The 24,045-nt window shown below is 55.6% G+C and carries 24 protein-coding genes; 8 read left to right on the forward strand and 16 right to left on the reverse strand.

Annotated features, from left to right (window positions below):
- Positions 1-143 precede the first annotated feature (143 nt).
- The gene (gmhB, locus tag ABLU78_RS05500) at positions 144-710 is read right to left on the reverse strand and encodes a D-glycero-beta-D-manno-heptose 1,7-bisphosphate 7-phosphatase (RefSeq protein WP_048230155.1); all 567 of its coding nucleotides are present in this window, start codon (positions 708-710) and stop codon (positions 144-146) included.
- 188 nt (positions 711-898) lie between these two features.
- On the opposite strand from gmhB, the gene metN reads away from it, so the two are divergent.
- From metN to proS, 6 genes are all read left to right on the forward strand, one after another.
- Positions 899-1,930 (forward strand): methionine ABC transporter ATP-binding protein MetN, encoded by a 1,032-nt coding sequence (gene metN / locus ABLU78_RS05505; protein WP_015368136.1) that lies wholly within the window; start codon positions 899-901, stop codon positions 1,928-1,930.
- Positions 1,923-2,576: a methionine ABC transporter permease MetI gene (locus tag ABLU78_RS05510; protein WP_015368137.1), complete on the forward strand. Its 654-nt coding sequence runs from the start codon at positions 1,923-1,925 to the stop codon at positions 2,574-2,576. The genes metN and ABLU78_RS05510 overlap by 8 nt, the downstream gene beginning before the upstream one ends.
- Before the next feature lie 43 nt (positions 2,577-2,619).
- A complete protein-coding gene (metQ, locus tag ABLU78_RS05515; protein ID WP_015368138.1) occupies positions 2,620-3,435 on the forward strand; it encodes a methionine ABC transporter substrate-binding lipoprotein MetQ in 816 nt (271 codons plus the stop codon).
- Between the two features lie 108 nt (positions 3,436-3,543).
- A complete protein-coding gene (gene rcsF, locus ABLU78_RS05520; RefSeq protein WP_015704458.1) occupies positions 3,544-3,951 on the forward strand; it encodes an Rcs stress response system protein RcsF in 408 nt (135 codons plus the stop codon).
- A complete protein-coding gene (gene tsaA / locus ABLU78_RS05525; RefSeq protein ID WP_020079574.1) occupies positions 3,948-4,655 on the forward strand; it encodes a tRNA (N6-threonylcarbamoyladenosine(37)-N6)-methyltransferase TrmO in 708 nt (235 codons plus the stop codon). Before rcsF ends, tsaA begins: the two co-directional genes overlap by 4 nt.
- Before the next feature lie 112 nt (positions 4,656-4,767).
- A complete protein-coding gene (proS, locus tag ABLU78_RS05530) occupies positions 4,768-6,486 on the forward strand; it encodes a proline--tRNA ligase (protein WP_015368141.1) in 1,719 nt (572 codons plus the stop codon).
- Between the two features lie 62 nt (positions 6,487-6,548).
- Here proS and nlpE read toward each other — a convergent pair whose 3' ends face one another.
- Genes nlpE through ABLU78_RS05545 form a run of 3 tightly spaced genes read right to left on the reverse strand, consistent with a single transcriptional unit; the run spans position 6,549 to position 8,245 of the window.
- Positions 6,549-7,247 (reverse strand): envelope stress response activation lipoprotein NlpE, encoded by a 699-nt coding sequence (nlpE, locus tag ABLU78_RS05535; protein WP_015704456.1) that lies wholly within the window; start codon positions 7,245-7,247, stop codon positions 6,549-6,551.
- Positions 7,248-7,289: 42 nt separating this feature from the next.
- Complete coding sequence (gene arfB, locus ABLU78_RS05540; protein ID WP_015368143.1) at positions 7,290-7,703, reverse strand: alternative ribosome rescue aminoacyl-tRNA hydrolase ArfB; 414 nt, start codon at positions 7,701-7,703, stop codon at positions 7,290-7,292.
- Positions 7,700-8,245 (reverse strand): YaeQ family protein, encoded by a 546-nt coding sequence (locus tag ABLU78_RS05545; protein WP_015368144.1) that lies wholly within the window; start codon positions 8,243-8,245, stop codon positions 7,700-7,702. The genes arfB and ABLU78_RS05545 overlap by 4 nt, the downstream gene beginning before the upstream one ends.
- A 196-nt stretch (positions 8,246-8,441) precedes the next feature.
- On the opposite strand from ABLU78_RS05545, the gene ABLU78_RS05550 reads away from it, so the two are divergent.
- Positions 8,442-8,642, forward strand: a complete 201-nt coding sequence (locus ABLU78_RS05550; RefSeq protein ID WP_015368145.1) for a YaeP family protein — start codon at positions 8,442-8,444, stop codon at positions 8,640-8,642.
- Entirely contained in the window at positions 8,629-8,889 is a 261-nt protein-coding gene (rof, locus tag ABLU78_RS05555; RefSeq protein ID WP_015368146.1) for a Rho-binding antiterminator, read from the forward strand. The genes ABLU78_RS05550 and rof overlap by 14 nt, the downstream gene beginning before the upstream one ends.
- Positions 8,890-8,904: 15 nt before the next feature.
- Here the strand turns inward: rof and tilS are convergent, their stop codons facing one another.
- The 12 genes from tilS to skp form a co-directional block, all read right to left on the reverse strand.
- Complete coding sequence (tilS, locus tag ABLU78_RS05560; protein ID WP_045386079.1) at positions 8,905-10,206, reverse strand: tRNA lysidine(34) synthetase TilS; 1,302 nt, start codon at positions 10,204-10,206, stop codon at positions 8,905-8,907.
- Positions 10,207-10,274: 68 nt separating this feature from the next.
- Positions 10,275-10,664 carry a VOC family protein gene (locus ABLU78_RS05565; RefSeq protein ID WP_015704453.1) on the reverse strand — a complete coding sequence of 130 codons (390 nt, stop codon included), beginning with the start codon at positions 10,662-10,664 and terminating at the stop codon, positions 10,275-10,277.
- 62 nt (positions 10,665-10,726) lie between these two features.
- Complete coding sequence (locus ABLU78_RS05570; protein WP_046883573.1) at positions 10,727-12,865, reverse strand: lysine decarboxylase LdcC; 2,139 nt, start codon at positions 12,863-12,865, stop codon at positions 10,727-10,729.
- Between the two features lie 100 nt (positions 12,866-12,965).
- Positions 12,966-14,750 carry a chitinase gene (locus tag ABLU78_RS05575; RefSeq protein ID WP_048230153.1) on the reverse strand — a complete coding sequence of 595 codons (1,785 nt, stop codon included), beginning with the start codon at positions 14,748-14,750 and terminating at the stop codon, positions 12,966-12,968.
- Positions 14,751-14,941: 191 nt separating this feature from the next.
- The gene (accA, locus tag ABLU78_RS05580) at positions 14,942-15,901 is read right to left on the reverse strand and encodes an acetyl-CoA carboxylase carboxyl transferase subunit alpha (RefSeq protein ID WP_015368151.1); all 960 of its coding nucleotides are present in this window, start codon (positions 15,899-15,901) and stop codon (positions 14,942-14,944) included.
- A gap of 12 nt (positions 15,902-15,913) precedes the next feature.
- Positions 15,914-19,396, reverse strand: a complete 3,483-nt coding sequence (dnaE, locus tag ABLU78_RS05585) for a DNA polymerase III subunit alpha (RefSeq protein WP_015704450.1) — start codon at positions 19,394-19,396, stop codon at positions 15,914-15,916.
- Positions 19,397-19,413: 17 nt separating this feature from the next.
- Positions 19,414-20,013 carry a ribonuclease HII gene (gene rnhB / locus ABLU78_RS05590; RefSeq protein WP_015368153.1) on the reverse strand — a complete coding sequence of 200 codons (600 nt, stop codon included), beginning with the start codon at positions 20,011-20,013 and terminating at the stop codon, positions 19,414-19,416.
- Complete coding sequence (lpxB, locus tag ABLU78_RS05595; protein WP_015368154.1) at positions 20,010-21,158, reverse strand: lipid-A-disaccharide synthase; 1,149 nt, start codon at positions 21,156-21,158, stop codon at positions 20,010-20,012. The genes rnhB and lpxB overlap by 4 nt, the downstream gene beginning before the upstream one ends.
- Complete coding sequence (lpxA, locus tag ABLU78_RS05600) at positions 21,158-21,946, reverse strand: acyl-ACP--UDP-N-acetylglucosamine O-acyltransferase (RefSeq protein ID WP_015368155.1); 789 nt, start codon at positions 21,944-21,946, stop codon at positions 21,158-21,160. Before lpxA ends, lpxB begins: the two co-directional genes overlap by 1 nt.
- A 3-nt stretch (positions 21,947-21,949) precedes the next feature.
- Complete coding sequence (gene fabZ, locus ABLU78_RS05605) at positions 21,950-22,405, reverse strand: 3-hydroxyacyl-ACP dehydratase FabZ (RefSeq protein ID WP_004145858.1); 456 nt, start codon at positions 22,403-22,405, stop codon at positions 21,950-21,952.
- 107 nt (positions 22,406-22,512) lie between these two features.
- Positions 22,513-23,538, reverse strand: coding sequence for a UDP-3-O-(3-hydroxymyristoyl)glucosamine N-acyltransferase (lpxD, locus tag ABLU78_RS05610; RefSeq protein WP_015368156.1), 1,026 nt, complete (start codon positions 23,536-23,538; stop codon positions 22,513-22,515).
- Between the two features lie 3 nt (positions 23,539-23,541).
- Complete coding sequence (gene skp / locus ABLU78_RS05615) at positions 23,542-24,027, reverse strand: molecular chaperone Skp (protein ID WP_015368157.1); 486 nt, start codon at positions 24,025-24,027, stop codon at positions 23,542-23,544.
- Between the last annotated feature and the right edge of the window lie 18 nt (positions 24,028-24,045).

Here is a 24,045-nt window from a genome sequence, read left to right on the forward strand (position 1 = left end):
TTTTCTCTTCAACCGAACCGGCTGTTTGTGTGAAGTGATTCACATCTGCCGTGTCGATGGAGGCGCATTATAGGGAGCCCGCCGGGAATGACAAGCGGAAAAATACATTTTTATTTCAACCGCTCATCTTTTATACGCAACGCTTATTTTTGCCGCTTTTTAATAGCCGCAGGCAGGTCCGCCAGGCTATTTAGCACCCAATCCGCTGCGCTTTCCGCTTCTTCGGTAACCGGCTTACCGGTACGCACCAGCACTTTCGTTCCGACATTCGCCGCTGCAGCCGCCTGCATGTCTTCGACTTTATCACCCACCATATAAGAAGCGGCCATATCAATATGCAGGAAATCGCGTGCGGAAATGAGCATCCCCGGATGCGGCTTACGGCAATCGCAGGTCTGGCGGAACTCTTCAACGCTCCCCTGCGGGTGATGCGGACAATAATAGATACCGTCGAGATCCACGCCGCGGTCTGCCAGCGACCAATCCATCCATTCGGTGAGGGTCTCAAATTGCGCTTCCGTGAATTTACCGCGCGCGATGCCTGACTGGTTGGTCACCAGCACTAACGCAAATCCCATTGCCTTTAGTTCACGCATGGCATCAATGACGCCGTCGATAAACTCAAAGCTGTCGATTTCGTGGACGTAACCATGATCGATATTAATCGTGCCGTCACGGTCGAGAAAAATTGCGGGTACAGACTTTGCCACCGGTTTGCTCCTGATAAAGGCTAATGCCGTTAGTATCGCATGTTTCGGCATGCAAGAAAGTGCTCATTATAAAGAGTCAGATTGATTTAGACGTCTGGATGCCTTAACATCCATTTCATTGACAGGCATCGCCTGCACACGGCAGAAGAAAATGCCACGGCAAACGGCTAAACGATAATAAATAACTGATGATTAAACTTTCGAATATTACCAAAGTGTTCCAGCAGGGGAACCGCACCATACAGGCGCTGAACAATGTCAGCCTGCATGTCCCTGCCGGGCAAATTTACGGCGTGATCGGCGCTTCCGGCGCAGGTAAAAGTACGCTGATTCGCTGCGTTAACCTGCTGGAACGCCCAACCGAAGGCAGCGTGCAGGTAGATAACCAGGAACTCACCGCGCTGACTGAAAAAGAACTGACTCGCGCGCGCCGTCAGATTGGCATGATCTTCCAGCACTTTAATCTGCTCGCTTCACGTACCGTTTTCGGCAACGTGGCGCTGCCGCTTGAGCTGGATAACACACCGCCGGCGGAAATCAAACGCCGTGTTAATGAACTGCTTGACCTGGTTGGTCTTGGCGATAAGCATGACAGCTATCCGGCAAACCTCTCCGGCGGCCAGAAACAGCGTGTGGCGATTGCCCGCGCGCTGGCCAGCAATCCAAAGGTGCTGCTGTGCGATGAAGCCACCAGCGCGCTGGACCCGGCAACGACCCGTTCGATCCTCGAACTGCTGAAAGACATTAACCGTCGTCTGGGGCTGACCATTCTGTTGATCACCCATGAAATGGACGTAGTTAAACGTATCTGCGACTGTGTGGCGGTCATTAGCAATGGTCAACTGATCGAGCAGGACACCGTGAGCGAAGTCTTCTCCCATCCTAAGACGCCGCTCGCCCAACAGTTCATTCAATCTACCCTGCATCTGGATATTCCGGATGACTATCAGGCGCGCCTGAAGCCCACGCAGTTGCCTGACAGCGTGCCGATGCTGCGTATGGAGTTTACCGGCCATTCCGTCGATGCGCCGCTGCTGTCGGAAACCGCCCGCCGCTTTAATGTGAATAACAACATTATTAGCGCGCAGATGGATTACGCCGGCGGAGTGAAGTTCGGCATCATGCTGACCGAAATGCACGGCACACAGGAAGATACCCAGGCGGCGATCGCCTGGCTGCAGGAACATCATGTAAAAGTAGAGGTACTGGGATATGTCTGAACCAATGATCTGGCTGCTGGTTCGCGGCGTGTGGGAAACGCTGGCTATGACGTTTGTCTCCGGCTTCTTTGGCTTTGTGCTCGGCCTGCCGGTCGGCGTACTGCTGTACGTTACCCGTCCGGGGCAGATTGCCGCCAGCGCCCGGCTGTATCGTACGCTATCGGCGCTGGTTAATATCTTCCGCTCGATTCCATTTATTATTCTGCTGGTGTGGATGATTCCATTTACCCGCGTGATCGTCGGTACCTCTATCGGCCTGCAGGCAGCGATTGTGCCATTAACGGTTGGCGCCGCGCCGTTTATCGCACGTATGGTGGAAAACGCGCTGTTGGAGATCCCGACCGGGCTTATCGAAGCCTCACGCGCCATGGGCGCAACGCCAATGCAGATCGTGCGTAAAGTCCTGCTCCCTGAAGCGCTGCCGGGTCTGGTGAACGCCGCCACCATTACGCTCATCACCCTGGTGGGTTATTCCGCAATGGGCGGTGCGGTCGGTGCCGGTGGCTTGGGTCAGATTGGCTATCAGTACGGCTACATCGGCTATAACGCGACAGTAATGAACACCGTACTGGTATTGCTGGTTATTCTGGTTTATTTAATTCAATTCTCTGGCGATCGTATCGTCCGGGCTGTGACTCACAAATAACGTTATTGACACACAACACTAATTCTTACAGGAAGGAAATAACATGGCCTTTAATTTCAAAACCTTTGCGGCAGTTGGCGCATTAATCGGTTCTCTGGCTCTGGTGGGTTGCGGTCAGGATGAAAAAGATCCTAACCATATTAAAGTCGGCGTGATCGTCGGTGCGGAACAGCAGGTTGCTGAAGTCGCGCAGAAAGTGGCAAAAGAGAAGTATGGCCTTGACGTTGAGCTGGTGACCTTCAACGACTACGTGTTGCCGAACGAAGCACTGAGCAAAGGCGACATCGACGTTAACGCCTTCCAGCACAAACCGTATCTCGACCAGCAGATTAAAGACCGCGGTTATAAGCTGGTTTCCGTCGGCAACACCTTCGTCTATCCGATCGCTGGCTACTCGAAGAAAATCAAATCTCTGGACGAACTGCAGCCGGGCTCACAGATTGCCGTACCGAACGATCCGACCAACCTCGGCCGCTCCCTGCTGCTGCTACAGCAAGTGGGTCTGATTAAACTGAAAGAAGGCGTAGGTCTGCTGCCGACATCTCTGGATGTGGTTGAGAACCCGAAAAACCTGAAGATCGTTGAGCTGGAAGCACCGCAGCTGCCGCGTTCTCTGGACGACGCGCAGATCGCTCTGGCAGTCATCAACACCACCTACGCCAGCCAGATTGGCCTGACGCCGGCGAAAGACGGTATCTTCGTTGAAGACAAAAACTCGCCGTATGTAAACCTGATCGTCGCCCGCGAAGATAATAAAGACGCGGAAAATGTTAAGAAATTTGTTCAGGCTTACCAAAGCGATGAAGTTTACGAAGCCGCTAACAAAATCTTTAACGGCGGCGCAGTGAAAGGCTGGTAATCTGCTTTCAGCGTAATATCATTCAGGACGGGCTTTATGCCCGTCTTGTCATTTTTGCAAGCACCTGATTCAATAGCGCCCTGTTTTATAATTCATTGAGGAAATACTATGCGTGCTTTACCGGTCTGTTTGTTAGCACTCATGTTAAGCGGTTGTTCTATGCTAAGCAGATCCCCCGTTGAGCCTGTTAAAAGCACCGCAACCACGCCAGTCCAGACGGAAACGGCTAAACCAAAAGTCTCACGTCCCGCGCCGGTCAGAATCTATACCGATGCCGCCGCGCTGGTTGGGAAACCCTTCCGCGATCTGGGTGAAGTGAGCGGCGAATCATGCCAGGCTTCAAACCAGGACTCCCCACCGAACATCCCGACCGCCCGTAAACGCATGCAAATCAACGCGGCCAAAATGAAGGCCAACGCCGTGCTGCTGCACAGCTGCGAAGTGACCAGCGGTACGCCAGGCTGCTACCGTCAGGCCGTTTGCCTGGGTTCAGCGCTTAACGTCTCGGCGCAATGAGTGCATTTCAGTTCGCGCAAATAGGCGTCATCCGCTCGCCGTATAAAGAGAAGTTTGCCGTTCCTCGCCAGCCTGGTCTGGTTGAACACGGCGGCGGAGAACTTCATCTGCTCGCGCCCTATAACCAGGCTGACGCCGTGCGTGGACTGGAAAACTTCAGCCATCTGTGGGTGCTGTTCGTCTTTCATCAGACCATGGCTGGCGGCTGGCGCCCGACCGTGCGCCCTCCCCGCCTTGGCGGCAACGCGCGCATGGGCGTCTTCGCGACCCGCTCGACATTTCGCCCCAACCCTATCGGCATGTCGCTGGTTGAACTGAAAGGCGTTCGCTGCCAGAAGGATCAGGTAATACTGGAACTTGGCAGCCTCGATCTCGTTGACGGCACGCCGGTGGTTGATATCAAACCTTATCTTCCCTTTGCCGAAGCCCTGCCTGATGCCAGCGCTAGCTATGCGCAACAGGCGCCGCTGGCAGGCATGAATGTCAGCTTTACGCCGGAAATAGAAGCACAGTTACTGACGCTGGAAAAACGCTACCCGCATATCAAAGCGTTTATCCGTGAAGTACTGGCGCAGGATCCGCGTCCGGCTTATCGCAAAGAGGAAGAAGCAGGGAAAACCTACGCCGTCTGGTTGCTCGATTTCAACGTGCGCTGGCGGGTAATCCCCTCCGGTTTTGAAGTCTTTTCTCTCGAACCGCGCTAATTTTATTTTCCTCTCTTTTGGCATCTTTGCCACACTGGTAAACTAAACCACTTTTTTTGTTTCAGGCTGGCTCTCCAGCCTGTTCCGATCGTCCAAATGGAACCGTAACAACATGCGTACTAGCCAATATCTGCTCTCCACTCTGAAGGAGACACCTGCCGACGCCGAAGTCATCAGCCATCAGCTGATGCTGCGCGCCGGGATGATCCGCAAGCTGGCCTCAGGGTTGTACACCTGGCTGCCGACCGGCGTGCGCGTTCTGAAAAAAGTCGAGAACATCGTGCGTGAAGAGATGAACAACGCCGGTGCTATCGAGGTGTTAATGCCGGTAGTTCAGCCTTCTGAACTGTGGCAGGAGAGCGGTCGCTGGGAGCAATATGGCCCTGAGCTGCTGCGCATTGCCGATCGTGGCGATCGCCCATTCGTCCTCGGGCCGACTCACGAAGAGGTCATTACTGACCTGATTCGCAATGAGCTGAACTCGTACAAACAGCTGCCGCTGAACTTTTATCAGATTCAGACCAAGTTCCGCGATGAAGTTCGCCCGCGTTTCGGCGTGATGCGCTCCCGTGAGTTCCTGATGAAAGATGCTTACTCTTTCCATACCTCTCAGGAATCGCTGCAGGAAACCTATGACGCGATGTATACCGCTTACAGCAAAATCTTCAGCCGTATGGGGCTGGATTTCCGCGCGGTACAGGCTGACACCGGTTCGATCGGCGGTAGCGCTTCCCATGAGTTCCAGGTACTGGCGCAGAGCGGCGAAGATGACGTGATCTTCTCTGACAGCTCCGACTACGCGGCGAACATTGAGTTTGCCGAAGCCGTCGCGCCGAAAGAGCCGCGCGCAGCCGCGACGCAAGAAATGACGCTGGTAGACACGCCGAACGCGAAAACCATCGCCGAGCTGGTTGAGCAGTTCAATCTGCCAATCGAAAAAACCGTTAAGACCCTGCTGGTGAAAGCGGTAGAAGATAGCAGCTACCCGCTGGTCGCCCTGCTGGTACGCGGCGATCACGAACTCAACGAAGTAAAAGCGGAAAAACTGCCGCAGGTCGCCAGCCCGCTGACCTTCGCCAGCGAAGAAGAGATCCGCGCTATCGTTAACGCCGGCCCGGGTTCTCTCGGTCCGGTAAACATGCCGATTCCGGTGGTTATCGACCGTACCGTCGCGGCCATGAGCGATTTCGCCGCCGGCGCCAACATCGATGGCAAACACTATTTCGGCATTAACTGGGATCGCGATGTCGCGACTCCGGAAGTTGCTGATATTCGTAACGTCGTTGCCGGCGATCCGAGCCCGGATGGTAAAGGTACTCTGCTTATCAAGCGTGGTATCGAAGTCGGCCACATCTTCCAGTTGGGCACCAAGTACTCCCAGGCGATGAATGCCGCGGTACAGGGTGAAGACGGCCGCAACCAGGTCCTGACCATGGGCTGCTACGGTATTGGGGTGACCCGCGTAGTGGCCGCAGCCATTGAGCAGAACTTTGACGATCGCGGGATTATCTGGCCGGACGCCATCGCGCCGTTCCAGGTCGCTATTCTGCCGATGAACATGCACAAGTCCTATCGCGTGCAGGAGCTGGCCGAGAAGCTGTACGCCGAGCTGCGTGCGCATGGCATCGACGTGCTGATGGACGACCGTAAAGAGCGTCCGGGCGTGATGTTCGCCGATATGGAGCTGATCGGCATCCCGCACACCATCGTGCTGGGCGACCGTAACCTCGACAACGATGATATCGAATACAAACATCGTCGCAACGGCGAGAAGCAGCTGATTAAGACCGGGGATATCGTGAACTACCTGGTGCAGCAAATTAAGGGGTAATTTCCCCTTAAAAGCTAAAAGGCCTCGCAATAGCGAGGCCTTTTTTATAGCAACTGCAAGAATTAATTACCGCAGTCTTTACCCGGAATAAATTTGCTGTCTTTATCCGTCATTAGCGTTTTCATCATCTCGCCGGTATCGGGATTCGCTTCAAGCGTGAAGTGTCCTTCAACCACCAGCAATACCGGACGAGTATCCGTCCCGCGCGCAGCGGCATAATCTCGCTCAAGCTGGGCATTATTTGCCACGGCTACCGTTTTACCCGTCACACAATCGGTAAAGGTTGCCGCATCCGCCATATAGAAATACATCCCGCGCATCGCCATCGGCGTCGTCGGCAGGCTGGCCTTCACCGACTCCAGCGTATAGTTAAGCGCAGAGTTAATCGGGTTGCCGTCGCGATCGAGCATCTCAAGCTTATCGCCTTTCGCCCGATAGTAAGATTTCTCGCCTTTACTGTTGGTCAGCACTAGCTTATCAGCGGTACGCGCCCAGGTGCCATACGAAGCGAAAGATGACGGCTCGCGGCTAACGCCCTGATAACGTTCGTTCATTACCCAGGTGCCGTCTTTCTCAAGAAATAACGAAGTCTCAATCCCTTCGCAATCCGCGCAAGGCAAAATACCGCGCCAGCTTTGCTGCATCGGCTTCAGCTCTTCCATTGCCGTCGGCTGTACCGTCTCCACCTCAGCGCGATGGTTACAGCCAAACAGCGCAAAGAGCGAACAGGCCGCTGCGAGCGAAAATACAATTTTCTTCACTGTGAATTCCTTATAATCCATTCCACCCGTCCGCCATGCCGCTCAATGGCGAACTTTCCCACGCAGCGCTTTGACTGAGGACTTTTGCGCCTTGGAGGCAAGTCGTCGCTCTTTTGACGCCCGAGTCGGTCGCGTCTCCCGGCGGCTTTTTTGCACTGCGGTTAATTCTTTTATTAACGCAACCAGCCGCGAGATCGCCGCTTCGCGGTTCATCTCCTGGCTGCGATATTCCTGAGCCTTAATGATAACCACACCGTCAGCAGAAATTAAGTGGTGACTGGCGGCAAGCAGGCGCTCTTTATAAAACTCCGGCAGGCTCGATGCTTTAATATCAAAACGTAAGTGAATCGCCGTCGAAGCCTTATTCACGTGCTGACCGCCCGCCCCCTGTGCGCGGACCCCGGTAAGCGAAATCTCCTCATCCGGGATGGAAACGCTGCGGCTAATCATGATCATGCCGGCTGCTGCCAGGCCGTTAAATGAATTTCCAGATTATTCCGATCGTCGGATAACCAGATGCCGCCGTCCTGCAGGGTTGCCTGCAGCGTCATGGTGCGATCGGCAAAAGCGCTCAGCTGCGCCAGTTGCGCATCATCAAGATACCAGATGGTCAGCTTCGGATACGCCGCAAGCTTATTCTGATTCTGCTGCCACCAGATTTCAGCCGCCCGGCTATTATAGGCGAATAGCGCCACCTCCTGCGCCCGCGAGCAGGCTTTCTTGAGGCGCTTCTCGTCCGGCAGCCCCAGCTCAATCCACAGATCGATGCCCAAATGGTCGTTTAACTGCCATAGCTCCGGTTCATCATCCGAGGACAACCCGCGGGTGAACTGCAGGCGCTCGTTGGCATATTTTATCCACGCCAGCAGGCGCAGCATCATACGCTCCTGGGTTTCGGAAGGATGTTGCGCCAGCGTCAGGTTAGCATCCAGAAACTGGTTGCGATCCAAATCGGCAACGTTAACCACAGCTTTATAAATCGTCGCTTTCAGCGCCATGAATAAACTCCTGAAAAAAATGGCATACATTGTAGCGAAACTAGCGACAAAAGGCTGTCGTCAATCGCGGGTCCTCCTTTCATCCTGCTGATATTGCTTAGATGACTATGGTATAGTCACCTTGCTAAACAGAGTTTATCTTCGTAGGCTTAAACTTGCATCCCACGGTTAAGTCAGAACGCTGACAGGAGGGCATGTGGATCAATATTGTGAGTTAATACGCAAGCGGTATGCGGAAATAGCCAGCGGAGACTTAGGGTATATCCCGGATGCGCTGGGCTGCGTGTTGAAAGTATTAAATGAGGTTGCGGCGGATCAGGCCCTTTCGGAGTCAGTCAGGGAAAAGGCCGCTTATGCGGCAGCAAACTTATTGGTGAGCGATTATGTCAATGAATGATACTTATCAACCCATTAACTGCGATGATTATGACAACCTCGAGCTTGCCTGCCAGCATCACCTGGTGCTGGCGCTGGCCCTGAAAGATGGTGAACAGCTGCAGGCCAAAGCAAACGATCTTATCTCGCGTAAAAATGTCGAGTATCTGGTGGTAGAACTTGGCGGTAACGTCCGTGAGCTACGTCTGGATAAAATCGCCAGTTTCAGCCATCCTGAAATCGGCACCGTGGTGGTCAGCGAATCCTGAAGCCCATCGGGCGGCTTAGCCGCCCGTTTTCCGCCATACCAGCTGTAACCCCTCGCCTTCCTGTACTTGCCCCTCTCTGGTGACAAACAGCCCATCGGCCGCCGCGATCAACGTTTCGCCATAAAACAATAGTGGCGTGGTATCGCGACGCCAGGGCGCGACCGCCATTTCCTGCCAGATTTTCTTAAGCTTACGCCCGCCCGGACGCCCGACGATGTGCAGATTACCGCTGGCGCGAAAACGTATCGATACCGGTTCATCCGCGCGTGGCGCGCGTAGCGGCCCACCGGGCTGCAACGCCAGTTCTCCCAGCGTTTCCGGTAGTATCAGCGCTTTAGTCGCATCACCCCATGGTATTTCCCGTTCCGTCAGGCTTGCCAGATGCTTTACCCAAAACAGGCGCTGCTGGTAGCGCCGGACGGCAAAACCGCCTAAGCGCAGACAAGGCGCGGCGTCTTCACGCGCAAGCGCCACTTCCTGCCAGATGCGCTCCGGCATTTCGCGCGACGGCATCGGCGCCTGTTGGGATGCCAGCCAGCGGCGCAACAGCGCCGCACGACGCGGCGCGCTCATCGCGCTCAGCGGTTCTATCGCCAGCGAACCACGCTCATCAACCAGCGCGGCAAGCTCCGCCGACAGCATTTCATCAAGCAACTGTTCCTGTTCGCCACATAAGCTGGCGCTACGGGCGACAGCATCGGCAAAATGCGGCCAGCGCTCGCTCAGCAGCGGTACCACCCGCAGACGCAGAAAGTTACGATCGTAGGCATCGTCCTGATTACTTTCGTCTTCAATCCACCGCAGTTGATGAGTCAGCGCCCATTGATGCAGGGATTCACGGCTCTCATTGAGCAGCGGACGTAGCAATTTTCCGCCGGCGAACTCGCTACTGGCGGCCATCGCCGACAAGCCGGTCGGGCCGCTACCGCGCTTAAGCGCCAGCAGGAAGGTCTCGCATTGGTCGTCGAGATGTTGTGCCGTCAATAACGCCTCGCCTGGCAGCAGCGCCTCACGGAAAGCCTGATAGCGCGCCTGGCGAGCATGCGCTTCAATCCCCAACCCCTCATCCGCCAGCGTCACGCGCACCACCTGTAACGGTACCTGCCATTGCTGGCAAATCTGTTCGCAATGCTCAACCCAATGGTCAGCGTTGGCGCTCAGGCCGTGGTGAATGTGAATCGCGCGCAGCTGAATCGCTGGCTCGCGCTGGCGCCAGCGTACCAGCCGGTGCAGCAGGACGGTTGAGTCCAGGCCGCCGCTGAAGGCCAGCAGAAACTGACGATGTGGTCGAAGCGATGAGGCAATATCCGGCGTCATGATCGTGCTTACGCAGCTAAGAAGAGATAGCCCGGCACGTTACGCGCCAGGGCTGGTTCTGGCAAGTATTACTGTTGGTAAATCTCCAGCGGCAGGCCGTCGGGATCGTTGAAGAAGGTGAAACGCTTATCGGTAAACGGATCGATGCGGATAGCTTCACAGGCGACGCCATGCGCCTGCAAATGCGCAACCGCGGCATCAATATCGTCGACGCTAAACGCCAGGTGGCGCAGACCACAGGCTTCCGGACGGCTTGGGCGCGCAGGAGGGAACGGGAACGAAAACAGCTCGATAACGTACTCGCCGTTCAGCGCCAGGTCGCCCTTCCACGAATCACGCTCGGCGCGGTAGAACTCGCTCTGCAGCGTAAACCCGAGGATGTCGCAATAGAACGCTTTGCTCTTCGCGTAGTCTGTCGCGATGATGGCAATATGGTGAACTCGTTTTAAACCCAGCATGGTTGTTCTCCTCCTGTTGAAGCCCAACACGTTACTCGCGCCGCCCGCCGCCGCGCAAGCCCCTAATTATTTTTTAAGACTCGTACACGGTAGACGCCGTCTTCATCGCGTTTGGCCCCGTGGATGTCGGTTTCAAAACCTGGATAGTGGCGACCGATCGAGCAGAGCATCAACAGGAAATCGAGCACCGCGCGGCTCTCTTCGGTGATCATCTCCCCCGGCATCAGCAGCGGCACGCCAGGCGGATACGGCAGGATCATGTTAGCCGAAATACGCCCCACCAGATTCTCCAGTTCGATGGTTTCGACTTCGCCCTTAATCTGCCGCTGCCAGGCCTGATGCGGGGTCATTTTCATCTCCGGCAGCACGTCAAAGGCCCGCAGCATCAGCTGTGAGAGCTGATGCTGACGGATCAGGCGGTGGATCCCCTGCGCCAGATCCTGGATGCGCATATTGCGGTAGAAGTCCGGATCCTCGGCATAGAGATCCGGCAACATATTTTTCACCCGCAGGTTGAGATCGTAGGCGCGTTTAAACTCGGTCAGACCGCGCAGCAGGCCCATCGCCCGGGTTTTATCGATACCGATACTGAACAAGAACAGCAGATTGTAAGGCCCGGTTTTCTCCACCACCACGCCGCGCTCGTCGAGGAATTTCGCCACCAGCGCGGCCGGGATCCCCTCTTCCGCCATATTGCCCTGCTCGTCCATACCCGGCGTGAGAATGGTGACTTTTACTGGATCGAGGAACATATGGTCGTCATCGGCATCCTGGAATCCGTGCCACGCTTCTCCTGGGGAAACCGGCCAGCACTGCGCTTCTTCAACCTCTTCTGGTTGCCAGATGTCAAAGAACCAGCCGTCGGCCTCTTCACGCAAGCGCTGCACCTCCTTACGGAAATGTAGCGCGCGTTCGATGGAGCGCTGAATCAGGCGTTTTCCGGAGTTACCGCGCAGCATCGCCGCCGCGGTTTCTATCGAGGCGACGATCGGATAGCTCGGTGAGGTAGAGGTATGCATCATAAAGGCTTCATTGAAGGTATCTTCATCGTAGCTGCCTTTAATATGGATCAACGAAGCCTGCGACAACGCCGCCAGCATTTTATGCGTCGACTGGGTTTCGAAGATCACTTTCCCCGGTACGCGATCGCCGCTCATGCCGCTTTTCCCCTGATAAATCGGGTGGAAGTGGGTATAAGGCACCCAGGCGGAATCGAAGTGGATCGACGGCACGTCAAGGGTCTGTTTAATCCAGGTGGTGTTATACAACAGCCCGTCATAGGTGGAGTTGGTGATCACCGCATGCACCGGCCACTGCGCGCCACAAGTTGTCTCTACTTTGTGCTGGACGCTATCGCGGGTAAATTCCCGTTTCGGAATGCCGCCGAGGATCCCCAGCGCGTTACGCGTCGGTTTTAACCACAGCGGCACGATATCGCTCATCATCAGCAGATGCGCCAGCGATTTATGGCAGTTACGGTCGATCAGCAACGTACTGCCAGCGGGCGCCGAATACATGCCGACAATTTTATTCGACGTCGAGGTGCCGTTGGTCACCATGTAGCTCTGCTCGGCGCCAAAGGCGCGAGCGATATACTCTTCCGCTTCCAGATGCGGGCCGGTATGGTCCAGCAGCGACCCCAGTTCGGTAACAGAGATAGAAACATCGGCTTTCAGCGTATTACCGCCGAAGAAATCATAAAACAGGCAGCCGACCGGGCTTTTCTGATAGGCGGTTCCCGCCATGTGTCCGGGTGTACAAAAGGTATATTTTCCCTCCTGCACATAGTTAAATAACGCTTTGGTAAATGGCGGCGTGATGTTGTCCAGATACTCGTTGGTATACTGACGAATACGAGTAGCGATATCTTCCGCCAGCCCCAGCGCATATTCAAAGAACCATAGCGCCATGCGCAGGTCCTGGCTGCTGACGTCCATCGTCGAGTGCGTATTGATAAAAGCATACAGTGGGAGATATTCATTCAGGCGATTGATATCGCTGCATAAATCAACGCTGTACTCGTCCCAGTCGAAGATCACGCCGCAGATACGCGGGTTGTGCTCGATAAACTGCAGCAGGTCGGCGCTGTTTTGCGGCCAGATAGTCTGGAATCCTTGCTTCTGCAGAGCGGCTTCCAGCTCTTTGATCGGTTCGTCTTTATGGTAGACGCCGTGGGGCCCCATGATGGCGATGATATTCACGCTTTCCTCCTGGATTTACCTAAGGTAAGCATAATATCAATCGCGCCAGTGCTTAGCACTGGCGGATTTATCTTAGTCCTGAGTCATAGCAAAGCGATGATTACAGCGCTTTCCAGGCATCACCCCAGGCCAGACCTGCGCCCGGTTCGTAGTAGGTTGGCGCCACGTTGCACCATGCCCCTTCCGGCAGCGGTTTACACTGGAAAAGCGCGCCGTGGTTATTGACGATGTCACCTGGTTTCCAGCTCTGGCTGGCGCTCCATGCCGGATAGCTGATAGCGCCGCTATCGCCTGCCGGCTCCTCCTTCGCGTCATCCGCCGCCGCCTTCGCCTTCACATTCAGAGTATAAGTGGCCGTGCTGGATAAGCTGCCATCGCTAACGGTCAGGCTAACGACATACTGGGCATCTTTGTCGCTCTGCGGAGCGCTAAAATTGATCACCGCCTTATCCGCGCCACTTAACGTCTGGCCATCCTGCGACATCCAGCTATAGCTCAGCTTATCGCCGTTGGCATCGGTAGAGGCTTCCGCGCTCAGCGACACCAGGCTACCGGCTTCGACTGCGCCGACCGGGCCGGCAATACGCGCCACCGGCGCGACGTTTACCTGTGGAGCAGGCGTAACGTCATCCGTCTTATCAGACGCGCCATCGCTACCCGCATCATCAACCACGGTTACGTTGAAGTAGTGCTGCACGCATTTGCTGTAATCCCCCTCTTTAAATGCGCTGTACGGCGTCTGATAGCTCACCAGCTGGCAGGCATTGGTTTTACCGTCCGCGGTGTTCGGATCCCATCCCCAATCCTGTTCCCAGTAGATTGGCAGCGCACCGGCTCCGCCTTCATCAAACTGCTTCATGTTCTTACAGCCCAGCACTTCATCATCGGCAATAGGTACTTTGAGGTAGTTGGCGAACTCTTTGTAATAGGCAATACGGTTAAGCGATTGGGCGTTTTCCGTTGCGCCGCCGCACTCGACGCCGCCGTTGATGATCTGGATGCTCACGCCAAACCCTGGCACCAAGCCATTGCTCTTATCGCGATCGTTGGGCTGCCAGGTACCGTCGATAACGTGCAGCATGGAAGGTTTCGGCGGCTGCGGATAAACAAAGAAGAACACGGCGCTGGCGAGGTTCATCCATGAATCGGCCACCAACTGTGGTTTATCCAACAGCGGGCGAACGTCGCCATACATCGCCTCTGAGAACGGGCCGTAGTTGTAGTTATAGGAGAGCTGTTTAGCGCCGCGGCCAAAATAGCTGAGGAAATCGCCATCGGCATCTTTACCGCAAGGCCAGGTCTGCCCCTGCCAGACATCCGGGTTACATTCGCCGTTATAGCCGCCCTTTTGACCTTCGGTCCAGCCGACTTCGCGCAGATAGACCAGCGCCTGGCGCCATTCCGGAATATCGCGCCAGCTTTCGTGGCCGCCGGTTTCCTGAGCAAAGTGGGCAAACATCGTCGCCAGCGATTTACGGCAGATAGCATCGCTATCGCGACCATCGGTATAGGTACCGCATACCGCCGGGAATTTACCGATCGCCTTCAGGAAATTGCTGTAGGTATATTCCGGCGCGCGCATCGGGAACAGATAATCCCAATCCTGCTCGCTAAGCATGCCTTCAACGCGCTTAACGTTCTCCGGATTCGCCGCCCTACCGGGTTCAATCTGCTCCACCACGGCATTATCGAGGGTGCGAATAGAGGATTTAACCGCTTCCATCAGCGGAAAGTCGGTTAGCGCTTTTTCTTTTGCCGCCAGTTCGCTGGCGGTCATGGTGGTTGTTTCAGTGGCGCTGAGCAGCGGCGCCGCCTGTGCGGCCCCCAGACTTAACAAGATCCCTGCGGCCACGGCGCTTAAGGCGACGGTTTTATGAATTGCCATAATATTATTCTCCTTTTCCTTATGAACGGTCTGCCCAGGCGTTGTCCCCGGCAGTGAGCGCAGTGTCACGGGAAAAAGACATCATCGGCTAATCACATCACCTCATTGACGTATCATCTTACCTCAGTGAAAAAATGATAAAAAAAGGGCCAGAAATCCGGCCCCTTAGAGAATTGTGATGCGCTGATAAATCAGGCGTAGCCGTAGCTCATCAGACGCTGATAGCGGCGATTACGCAGCTCTTCTTCGCTGAGAGTATCCAGGTCAGCCAGGTCGGCCAACAGCTGTGCCTTCAGGCTCGCCGCCATCGCTTCCGGGTTACGATGAGCGCCGCCCAGCGGTTCTGGAACGATGGAATCAATCAGCTTCAGCTCTTTGAGGCGTGGCGCGATGATACCCATCGCTTCCGCGGCCAGCGGCGCTTTATCCGCGCTTTTCCACAGAATGGACGCACAGCCTTCCGGCGAGATAACTGAATAGGTGCTGTACTGCAGCATGTTGACTTTATCACCTACGCCGATCGCCAGCGCGCCGCCGGAGCCACCTTCGCCAATCACGGTGCAGATAACCGGCACGCTCAGACGCGACATTTCACGCAGGTTGCGGGCAATCGCTTCCGACTGGCCGCGCTCTTCCGCGCCAACGCCCGGATAGGCGCCAGGGGTGTCGATGAAGGTAATGATCGGCATTTTGAAACGCTCAGCCATTTCCATCAGGCGCAGCGCTTTGCGGTAGCCTTCCGGCGCCGGCATACCAAAGTTACGACGGATCTTCTCTTTGGTTTCACGGCCTTTCTGATGACCGATGATCATCACCGGGCGACCATCAAGACGCGCAATACCGCCGACGATAGCTTTATCGTCAGCATAGGCGCGATCGCCTGCCAGCTCGTCAAATTCGTCGAAAGCCAGGCGGACATAATCCAGGGTATAGGGACGACGTGGATGACGCGCCAGCTGGGCTACCTGCCATGCGCCAAGATCGGCGAAGATTTTGCGCGTCAGCTCTACGCTTTTTTCGCGCAGACGATGCACTTCTTCATCGATGTTAATATCCAGTTTCTCATCCTGACGGCTTACAGCAGTCAGGGAATCGATTTTCGCTTCCAGCTCTGCGATAGGCTGTTCAAAATCTAGGAAATTCAGACTCATAGTATTCCTGTATTAGTCAAACTCCAGTTCCACCTGCTCCGAGCCGATAAGGCCACGCAGATCGTTGAGTAAACGATCGCTCGGAGAGACGCGCCATGTTGCGCCAAAACGCAACCGCGCGCGCGCATCCGCCCTCTGATAATAGAGGTGTACTGGAATGGTTCCCGAACGGTGGGGTTCCAGAGACTGACGGAGTCGGTTTAAAAGCTGGTCATCAATTTGCCTGTCCGTCAGCGAGATAGCAAGCCCGCGAGCATATTTTTCCCGGGCTTCGTCAATATCCATGACTTCACGGGCGGTCATTTTAAGGCCCCCGCTGAAGTCATCAAAGCTGACCTGTCCGCTGACGATAAGTATGCGGTCTTTTTCCAGCAACTGCTGGTATTTATCCAGCGCGTCGGTGAATAACATCACCTCCAGACGCCCGGAACGGTCATCCAGCGTACAGATGCCGATACGATTGCCGCGCTTGGTGACCATTACCCGCGCAGCAATAACCAGCCCCGCCGCCGTGGTCACTTTACCACGATCGGTTGGGTGCATGTCTTTGAGTCTCACGCCGCCAACGTAGCGTTCGATCTCTTTTAGATATTGGTTAATCGGGTGGCCGGTCAGATATAGCCCCAGCGTTTCCCTTTCACCATCCAGCACCACCTGCTCTGGCCACGGCTGGCAGCTGGCGTAGGATTGCTCGATTTGTTCCGGCTCTTCCGCCAGCACGCCGAACATATCCGCCTGACCGATGGCTTCGGCTTTGGCGTGCTGATCGGCGGCTTTCAGCGCATCGTTCAGCGAGTTCATCAGCGCCGCACGATGCGGGCCGAGGCGGTCGAACGCCCCGGACATAATCAGTTTTTCCAACACCCGGCGATTGAGTTTTTTAATATCGGTACGGGCGCACAGGTCAAACAGCTCGCGGAAGTAACCGCCATTGTTACGCGCTTCAATGATGGCTTCAATCGGGCCTTCGCCGACGCCTTTAATGGCGCCGATACCATACACGATTTCCCCATCATCGTTGACGTGGAAATGATACAGGCCGGAGTTAATGTCCGGCGGCAGGATTTTCAGCCCCATGCGCCAGCACTCATCGACCAGGCCCACCACCTTCTCGGTGTTGTCCATATCGGCAGTCATCACCGCCGCCATAAACTCGGCCGGATAGTGGGCTTTCAGCCACAGCGTCTGGTAGGAGACCAGCGCATAGGCGGCGGAGTGGGATTTGTTAAATCCATAACCGGCGAATTTCTCCACCAGGTCAAAGATTTTCATCGCCAGTTCGCCGTCAACGCCATTTTTCTTCGCACCTTCTTCGAAGACAGAACGCTGCTTGGCCATCTCTTCCGGCTTTTTCTTACCCATCGCACGACGCAGCATATCCGCGCCGCCGAGGGTATAACCAGAGAGCTCCTGGGCTATCTGCATGACCTGTTCCTGGTACAGAATGATGCCGTAAGTCGGCTCCAGTACAGGTTTCAGACATTCATGCTGCCACTGCACGTCCGGGTAGGAAATCTCTTCACGGCCGTGCTTACGGTCGATAAAGTTATCTACCATCCCCGACTGCAGCGGGCCCGGACGGAACAGGGCCACCAGTGCGATCATGTCTTCGAAGCAGTCAGGCTGCAGGCGCTTAATCAGATCTTTCATGCCGCGCGATTCAAGCTGGAATACCGCGGTGGTTTCCGAGCGCTGCAGCATGTCGAAGCTTTTCTTGTCATCCAGCGGTATCGCGGCGATATCCAGCGGCCCTTCGCCGTTCTTCGCCCGGCGCTTGTTGATCATCTCCAGCGCCCAGTTGATGATGGTCAGCGTACGCAGGCCGAGGAAGTCGAATTTTACCAGCCCGGCATATTCAACGTCGTTCTTATCAAACTGGGTAACCGGGTGCAGCCCCTGCTCATCGCAGTACAGCGGCGCGAAATCGGTGATTTTGGTCGGCGCGATAACCACGCCGCCCGCGTGCTTACCGGCGTTACGCGTTACGCCTTCCAGCTTACGCGCCATATCGATCAGCGCTTTAACTTCTTCGTCCGCTTCGTAGATTTCCGGCAGCTGTGGTTCCGCTTCAAAGGCTTTCGCCAGCGTCATGCCAGGATCCGGCGGCACCAGCTTAGAGATTCGGTCAACAAAGCCGTAAGGGTGGCCCAGCACGCGGCCCACGTCGCGAATAACCGCCTTCGCCGCCATGGTACCGAAGGTGATGATCTGCGATACCGCGTCGCGGCCATACATATCCGCCACGTGCTCAATCACCTGGTCGCGTTTCTCCATGCAGAAATCGACGTCGAAGTCGGGCATCGAAACACGTTCCGGGTTGAGGAAACGTTCGAACAGCAGGTCGAACTCCAGCGGGTCAAGGTCGGTGATTTTCAACGCGTAGGCCACCAGCGAGCCGGCGCCGGAACCTCGCCCCGGCCCTACCGGCACGCCGTTATCCTTGGACCACTGGATAAATTCCATGACGATCAGGAAGTAGCCAGGGAACCCCATCTGGTTGATAACCTGCAGTTCCACATCCAGACGTTGGTCATATTCCGGGCGACGCTTAGCGCGCTCTTCGGGATCCGGGAACAGGAATTCGAGACGCTCTTCCAGCCCCTCTTTCGACTTCATCACCAGAAAATCTTCGGTAGTCATGTCGCCGGTCGGGAACTGCGGCAGGAAGTATTCGCCAAGGCGCACGGTGACGTTGCAGCGTTTGGCGATCTCAACGGTGTTTTCCAGCGCTTCCGGGATGTCAGCAAATAGCTCGCACATCTCCTCCTCGCTGCGCATATATTGCTGCGGCGAGTAGTTACGCGGACGCTTCGGATCGTCGAGGGTGAAGCCATCGTGAATGGCGACGCGGATTTCATGAGCGTCGAAGTCGCCGGTTTCCAGGAAGCGCACATCGTTGGTCGCCACTACCGGCAAACCATGCTCTTCCGCCAGTTGAACCGCGGCATGAAGATAGCTTTCTTCGTCCTGACGACCGGTACGGATCAGCTCCAGATAGTAGCGATCCGGAAAATGTTGTTGATAGAAGGCGAGACACTGCTCTACCAGCGGCATGTTTCCGCGGATCAGGCTGACGCCAACGTCGCCTTTACGCCCGCCGGACAGCAGAATCAGCCCTTCCTGATGCTCAACCAGCCAGTCGCGATCGATCCATGGCCCCAGCGCGCCATAGCCGCGCTGATAGGCACGAGAAATGAGCAGAGTCAGGTTCTGATAGCCGGTATTGTTGGCCGCTAAAACCGTCAGCTCGGTGAATTCATCGCCAAGCAGATCGCACTGAACATGGAAGTCAGCGCCGACAATTGGTTTAATCCCGGCGCCATGGCCCGTTCCGTAGAACTTAACCAGACCGCAGAGGTTGGTGAAATCGGTGATCGCCAGCGCAGGCATGCCCAAAGCGGCCGCCTTTTTCACCAGCGGCCCGGTTTTCGCCAGCCCATCGATCATGGAATAGTCGCTGTGCACCCGCAGGTGTACGAAACGTGGTTCAGACATCTTTAGATCCCAGTGACTTAGTTGGACGCCAGGCCCAGCGCGCGTTTCACCGGGCCGAAACTACGCCGGTGGTGCTCTGTTGCGCCGTGTTCCTGCAGTTTTTGCAGATGTACAACGGTAGGATAGCCTTTGTGCTGGGCAAAACCGTATTGCGGAAATGCAATATCCAGCGTAGCCATTTCGGCGTCGCGAGTGACTTTAGCCAGAATAGACGCTGCGCTGATTTCCGCCACCCGGCTATCGCCTTTCACTACCGCCTGCGACGGCATCGGTAGCGATGGGCAGCGGTTGCCGTCGATAAGCACGAACTCAGGGGTAATACTCAGGCCAGCGACGGCGCGCTGCATCGCCAGCATCGTGGCATGCAGGATGTTTAGCTCGTCGATTTCATGCGGCTCGGCGCGCCCCAGGCTCCAGCACAGCGCTTTGTCTTTGATTTCATCGAACAGCGCCAAGCGGCGCTTTTCGCTTAATTTTTTAGAGTCGTTGAGGCCTACGATCGGCTTACGCGGATCAAGGATTACCGCGGCAGTGACCACCGCGCCGACCAGCGGCCCGCGGCCAACCTCATCGACACCGGCGACCAGATGGGTATGTGGATAGACGAACTCCATCATTTTGCTAACTCCAGTACTGCGTCCGCCGCCTGCTCATCCGCGTTGCAGCGGATCTGCTGATGCAGCGCGCGGAAAGTATCATGCATATCGTGGCTGGTTTTGCCGTCGGCCAGCAGCGGCTTCAGAGCGGCGGCCAGCGCCTGCGGCTCGCATTCATCCTGCAGCAGCTCTTTCACCAGCTCGCGCCCGGCCAGCAGATTTGGCAAAGAGACATAATCGGTTTTCACCAACCGCTTCGCCAGCCAGAAGGTAAACGGCTTCATGCGGTAGCCAACGACCATCGGGCATTTCGCCAGCATGCACTCCAGCGCCGCCGTCCCCGAGGCCAGCAGCGCGGCATCACTGGCGATCATCGCATCGCGCGCCTGACCATCCAGCATATGTACCGTCATATCCGGCGCCGTCTCAGCTTTGATTCGCTCAAACTGTTCCCGCCGTTTGGCATTGACCAGCGGCACCACAACCTGCAGGTCGGGATAGGTACCACGCAGAAGCTGCGCGGTTTTCAGGAAGTCGGCGCTGAGCATTTCGACCTCCGCGCCGCGGCTACCGGGCAGCAACGCCAGGCAGTGAACATCATGCGGAATACCCAGACGGTCACGTGCCGCGCCCTTGTCAGGATCCAGCGGCATGGCATCCGCCATGGTGTGGCCGATGAAACGGCAGGGAACGTTAAATCTGTCGTAAAACGCTTTTTCGAAAGGCAGGAATGCCAGGACCAGATCGGTGGATCTGCCAATTTTGAAAACGCGTTTTTGTCGCCATGCCCAAACGGACGGGCTGACGTAATGAATGGTTTTGATGCCCTGCTTTTTCAGGTTACCTTCGAGGGTAATATTGAAATCAGGGGCGTCGATGCCAACGAAGACATCGGGACGCAGTTCACCGAAACGGCGCGTTAAATCGGCGCGAATATGCAGTAAGCGGCGCAGTCGACCAAGCACTTCAACAATGCCCATCACGGCCAGCTCTTCCATTTCGTACCAGGCTTCGCATCCTTCCGCCTGCATCAGCGGCCCCGCCACGCCGACAAAGCGCGCATCAGGGACGCGAGCTTTGAGGGCGCGGATGAGACCGGCGCCAAGAATATCGCCGGAGGTTTCTCCGGCGACCAGGGCAATCGTCAGGGGACGCTGTTCGGCCATTAACGAATCAAGCCGCGAGTTGAACGGGCAAAGAAATCGACAAATGGCTGAACTTCAGGATGCTGAGCCGCCAGTTCGGCGATTTCCGGCTTGGCTTCGTCCAGCGTTTTGCCGCTGCGGTACAGCAGTTTATAGGCGTTACGAATCGCGGTAATCGCTTCACGGCTAAAGCCGCGGCGTTTCAGACCTTCGATGTTGACGCCAAACGGCGTGGCATGGTTGCCCTGGGCAATCACGAACGGCGGAACGTCCTGAGCGACGCCGGAGCAGCCGCCTACCATAACGTGCGCGCCGATGATGCAGAACTGATGTACTGCAGTCATGCCGCCGATGATGACGAAATCATCCAGAGACACGTGACCGGCCAGCGTCGCGTTGTTGGCCAGGATGCAGCGGTCGCCAAGCGTACAATCGTGCGCCACGTGGGCGTTGATCATCAGCAGGTTATCGCTGCCCACCTTCGTTAATCCACCGCCCTGTACTGTGCCGCGATGAATGGTGACGCTTTCGCGAATGCGGTTGCGATCGCCAATTTCCACTCGAGTCGGCTCGCCAGCATATTTCAGATCCTGGTTAACTTCACCGATCGAAGCGAACTGGTAGATCTCATTGTCGCGGCCAATTTTAGTGTGGCCATTCACAACGACATGAGACTTCAGTACGGTGCCCTCGCCAATTTCGACGTTGGCGCCCACAATACAAAACGGACCAATGTGGACATTAGCGCCAATGACGGCGCCTTCTTCTACAATGGCGGTAGGATGAATAAAGGCGGTTTTATCAATCACGTATCAGGCCTCCCGGCTACGCGCACACATCATCGTCGCTTCGCAAACCACTTTACCGTCAACCAGCGCAACGCCTTTGAAACGGGTCAGTCCGCGGCGGGTTTTCTCGAAAGTGACTTCCATAATCATCTGGTCGCCTGGCACTACCGGACGTTTGAAACGCGCTTCATCGATACCCGCGAAGTAGTACAGTTCGCCCGGCTCAAGTTTTCCAACGCTTTTGAAAGCCAGAATGCCGGTGGCCTGCGCCATCGCTTCCAGAATCAGCACGCCAGGTAAAATCGGCTTACCAGGGAAATGCCCCTGGAAAAACGGCTCGTTTACGGAAACATTTTTTACTGCGCGCAGAAAACGACCTTCTTCAAAATCCAGCACGCGGTCTACCAGCAGGAACGGGTAACGGTGAGGCAGAAGTTCCAGAATCTCTTCAATGTGCAGAGTATGAGTGTCAGTAGTCAAAATACTCTTCCTGTCTAAATATACTAAAAGGCAATAATAACACGGCCTGCGGCAATCTTATTAACGAATGCAACAGGCCGGGAATGTAACGTGACCGAATGATGAATTTAGTCTTGTTGATTAACCTTGCGCTCAACCGCTTTCAGGCGCTTGCTCATCTCGTCAATATTCATCACCAGCGCCGCAGTTTTACGCCACGCCTTGTTCGGCTGCAGCGGAATACCTGAGGAATAGACGCCAGGTTCAGAGATAGGACGCATAACCATCCCCATCCCGGTTACGGTGACTTTATCGCAGATTTCCATATGGCCGTTAATCACGCTGGCGCCGCCGATCATGCAGTAACGCCCAATTTTCAGGCTGCCGGCCATAATCACGCCGCCAGCGACGGCGGTATTGTCGCCAATCACCACGTTGTGCGCAATCTGGCACTGGTTATCAATGATAACGCCATTGCCGATCACGGTATCGTCCAGCGCGCCGCGATCGATGGTGGTACAGGCGCCGATCTCCACACGATCGCCAATAATAACGCGACCAAGCTGCGGGATCTTCACCCAGTTACCGCGATCGTTAGCGTAACCGAAACCGTCCGCGCCGATCACCGTACTGGACTGGATCAGGCAATTTTCACCGATCTCAATCTCGTGGTAAATGGTAACGTTGGCCCATAAACGCGAGCCGGCGCCGATTTTGCTATTTTTGCCAACGAAACAGCCAGCGCCAATAACCACGTTATCGCCCAGCACCACGCCGGATTCGATAACGGCATTCGCGCCGACGGAGACGTTGTTACCCAGCTTCGCCGTTGGGTCGATCGCCGCGCTTGCGGCGATGTCTTGCGCCGGCTGCGGCGTGGTATCTAAAATTTGAGCCATGCGCGCGTAGGTCAGGTAGGGATTACGCACTACCAGCGCGGCGCTATGGGCAAACGGTAAATCGTCCGGCGTCATGACAACGGCGGAGGCCTGGCAAGCGGCCAGGTGTTCACGGTATTTAGGATTTACCATGAAAGTAATTTGGCCTGCTTTAGCGCTCTGCATGGACGCAACGCCGGTGATGACGATATCGCCATCACCGTGTAATTCTGCATCCAACTGCTGTGCTAAGTCAGCCAGTCGAATTGAAGGCATTACTTATTTAACCTGTTTCAGTACATCAGCGGTGATGTCTTTAACATCGCTGCTGTTGTATGCCACGGCATTAGAGTCAACAACCAGATCGATGCTCTGATCTTTCGCTACGCTCTGAACGGCAGTCTGGATACGGGTAACCAGTTTGCCACGTTCTTCATTGGAACGACGTGCGCGATCCTGCTCAAAAGCCTGTGCTTTCTGAGAGAAGGTCTGACGCTGAGACATCACGTCTTTTTCCAGTTTGGTACGATCTGCGCCCGGTTTCATGGACTGCAGACGCTGCATTTTAGACTGCAGATCGCCTTCCATACGCTGCAGTTCGCTAGCGCGGCCTTTGAACTCGTTCTCCAGCGTTTTGGAAACGCCAGTTTTCTGAGCAACCTGCTGGAACAGGTTATTCATGTTAACCAGAGCAATTTTATCTGCCGCCTGAGCGGAAGTTACCATTGCTAAACCCAGACCTGCAGCTAATAACCACTTTTTCACAATTGACTCCTTACCATC

The sequence above is a fragment of the Klebsiella sp. JN_Kp122 genome, assembly GCF_040062085.1.
Classification (GTDB): domain Bacteria; phylum Pseudomonadota; class Gammaproteobacteria; order Enterobacterales; family Enterobacteriaceae; genus Klebsiella; species Klebsiella aerogenes.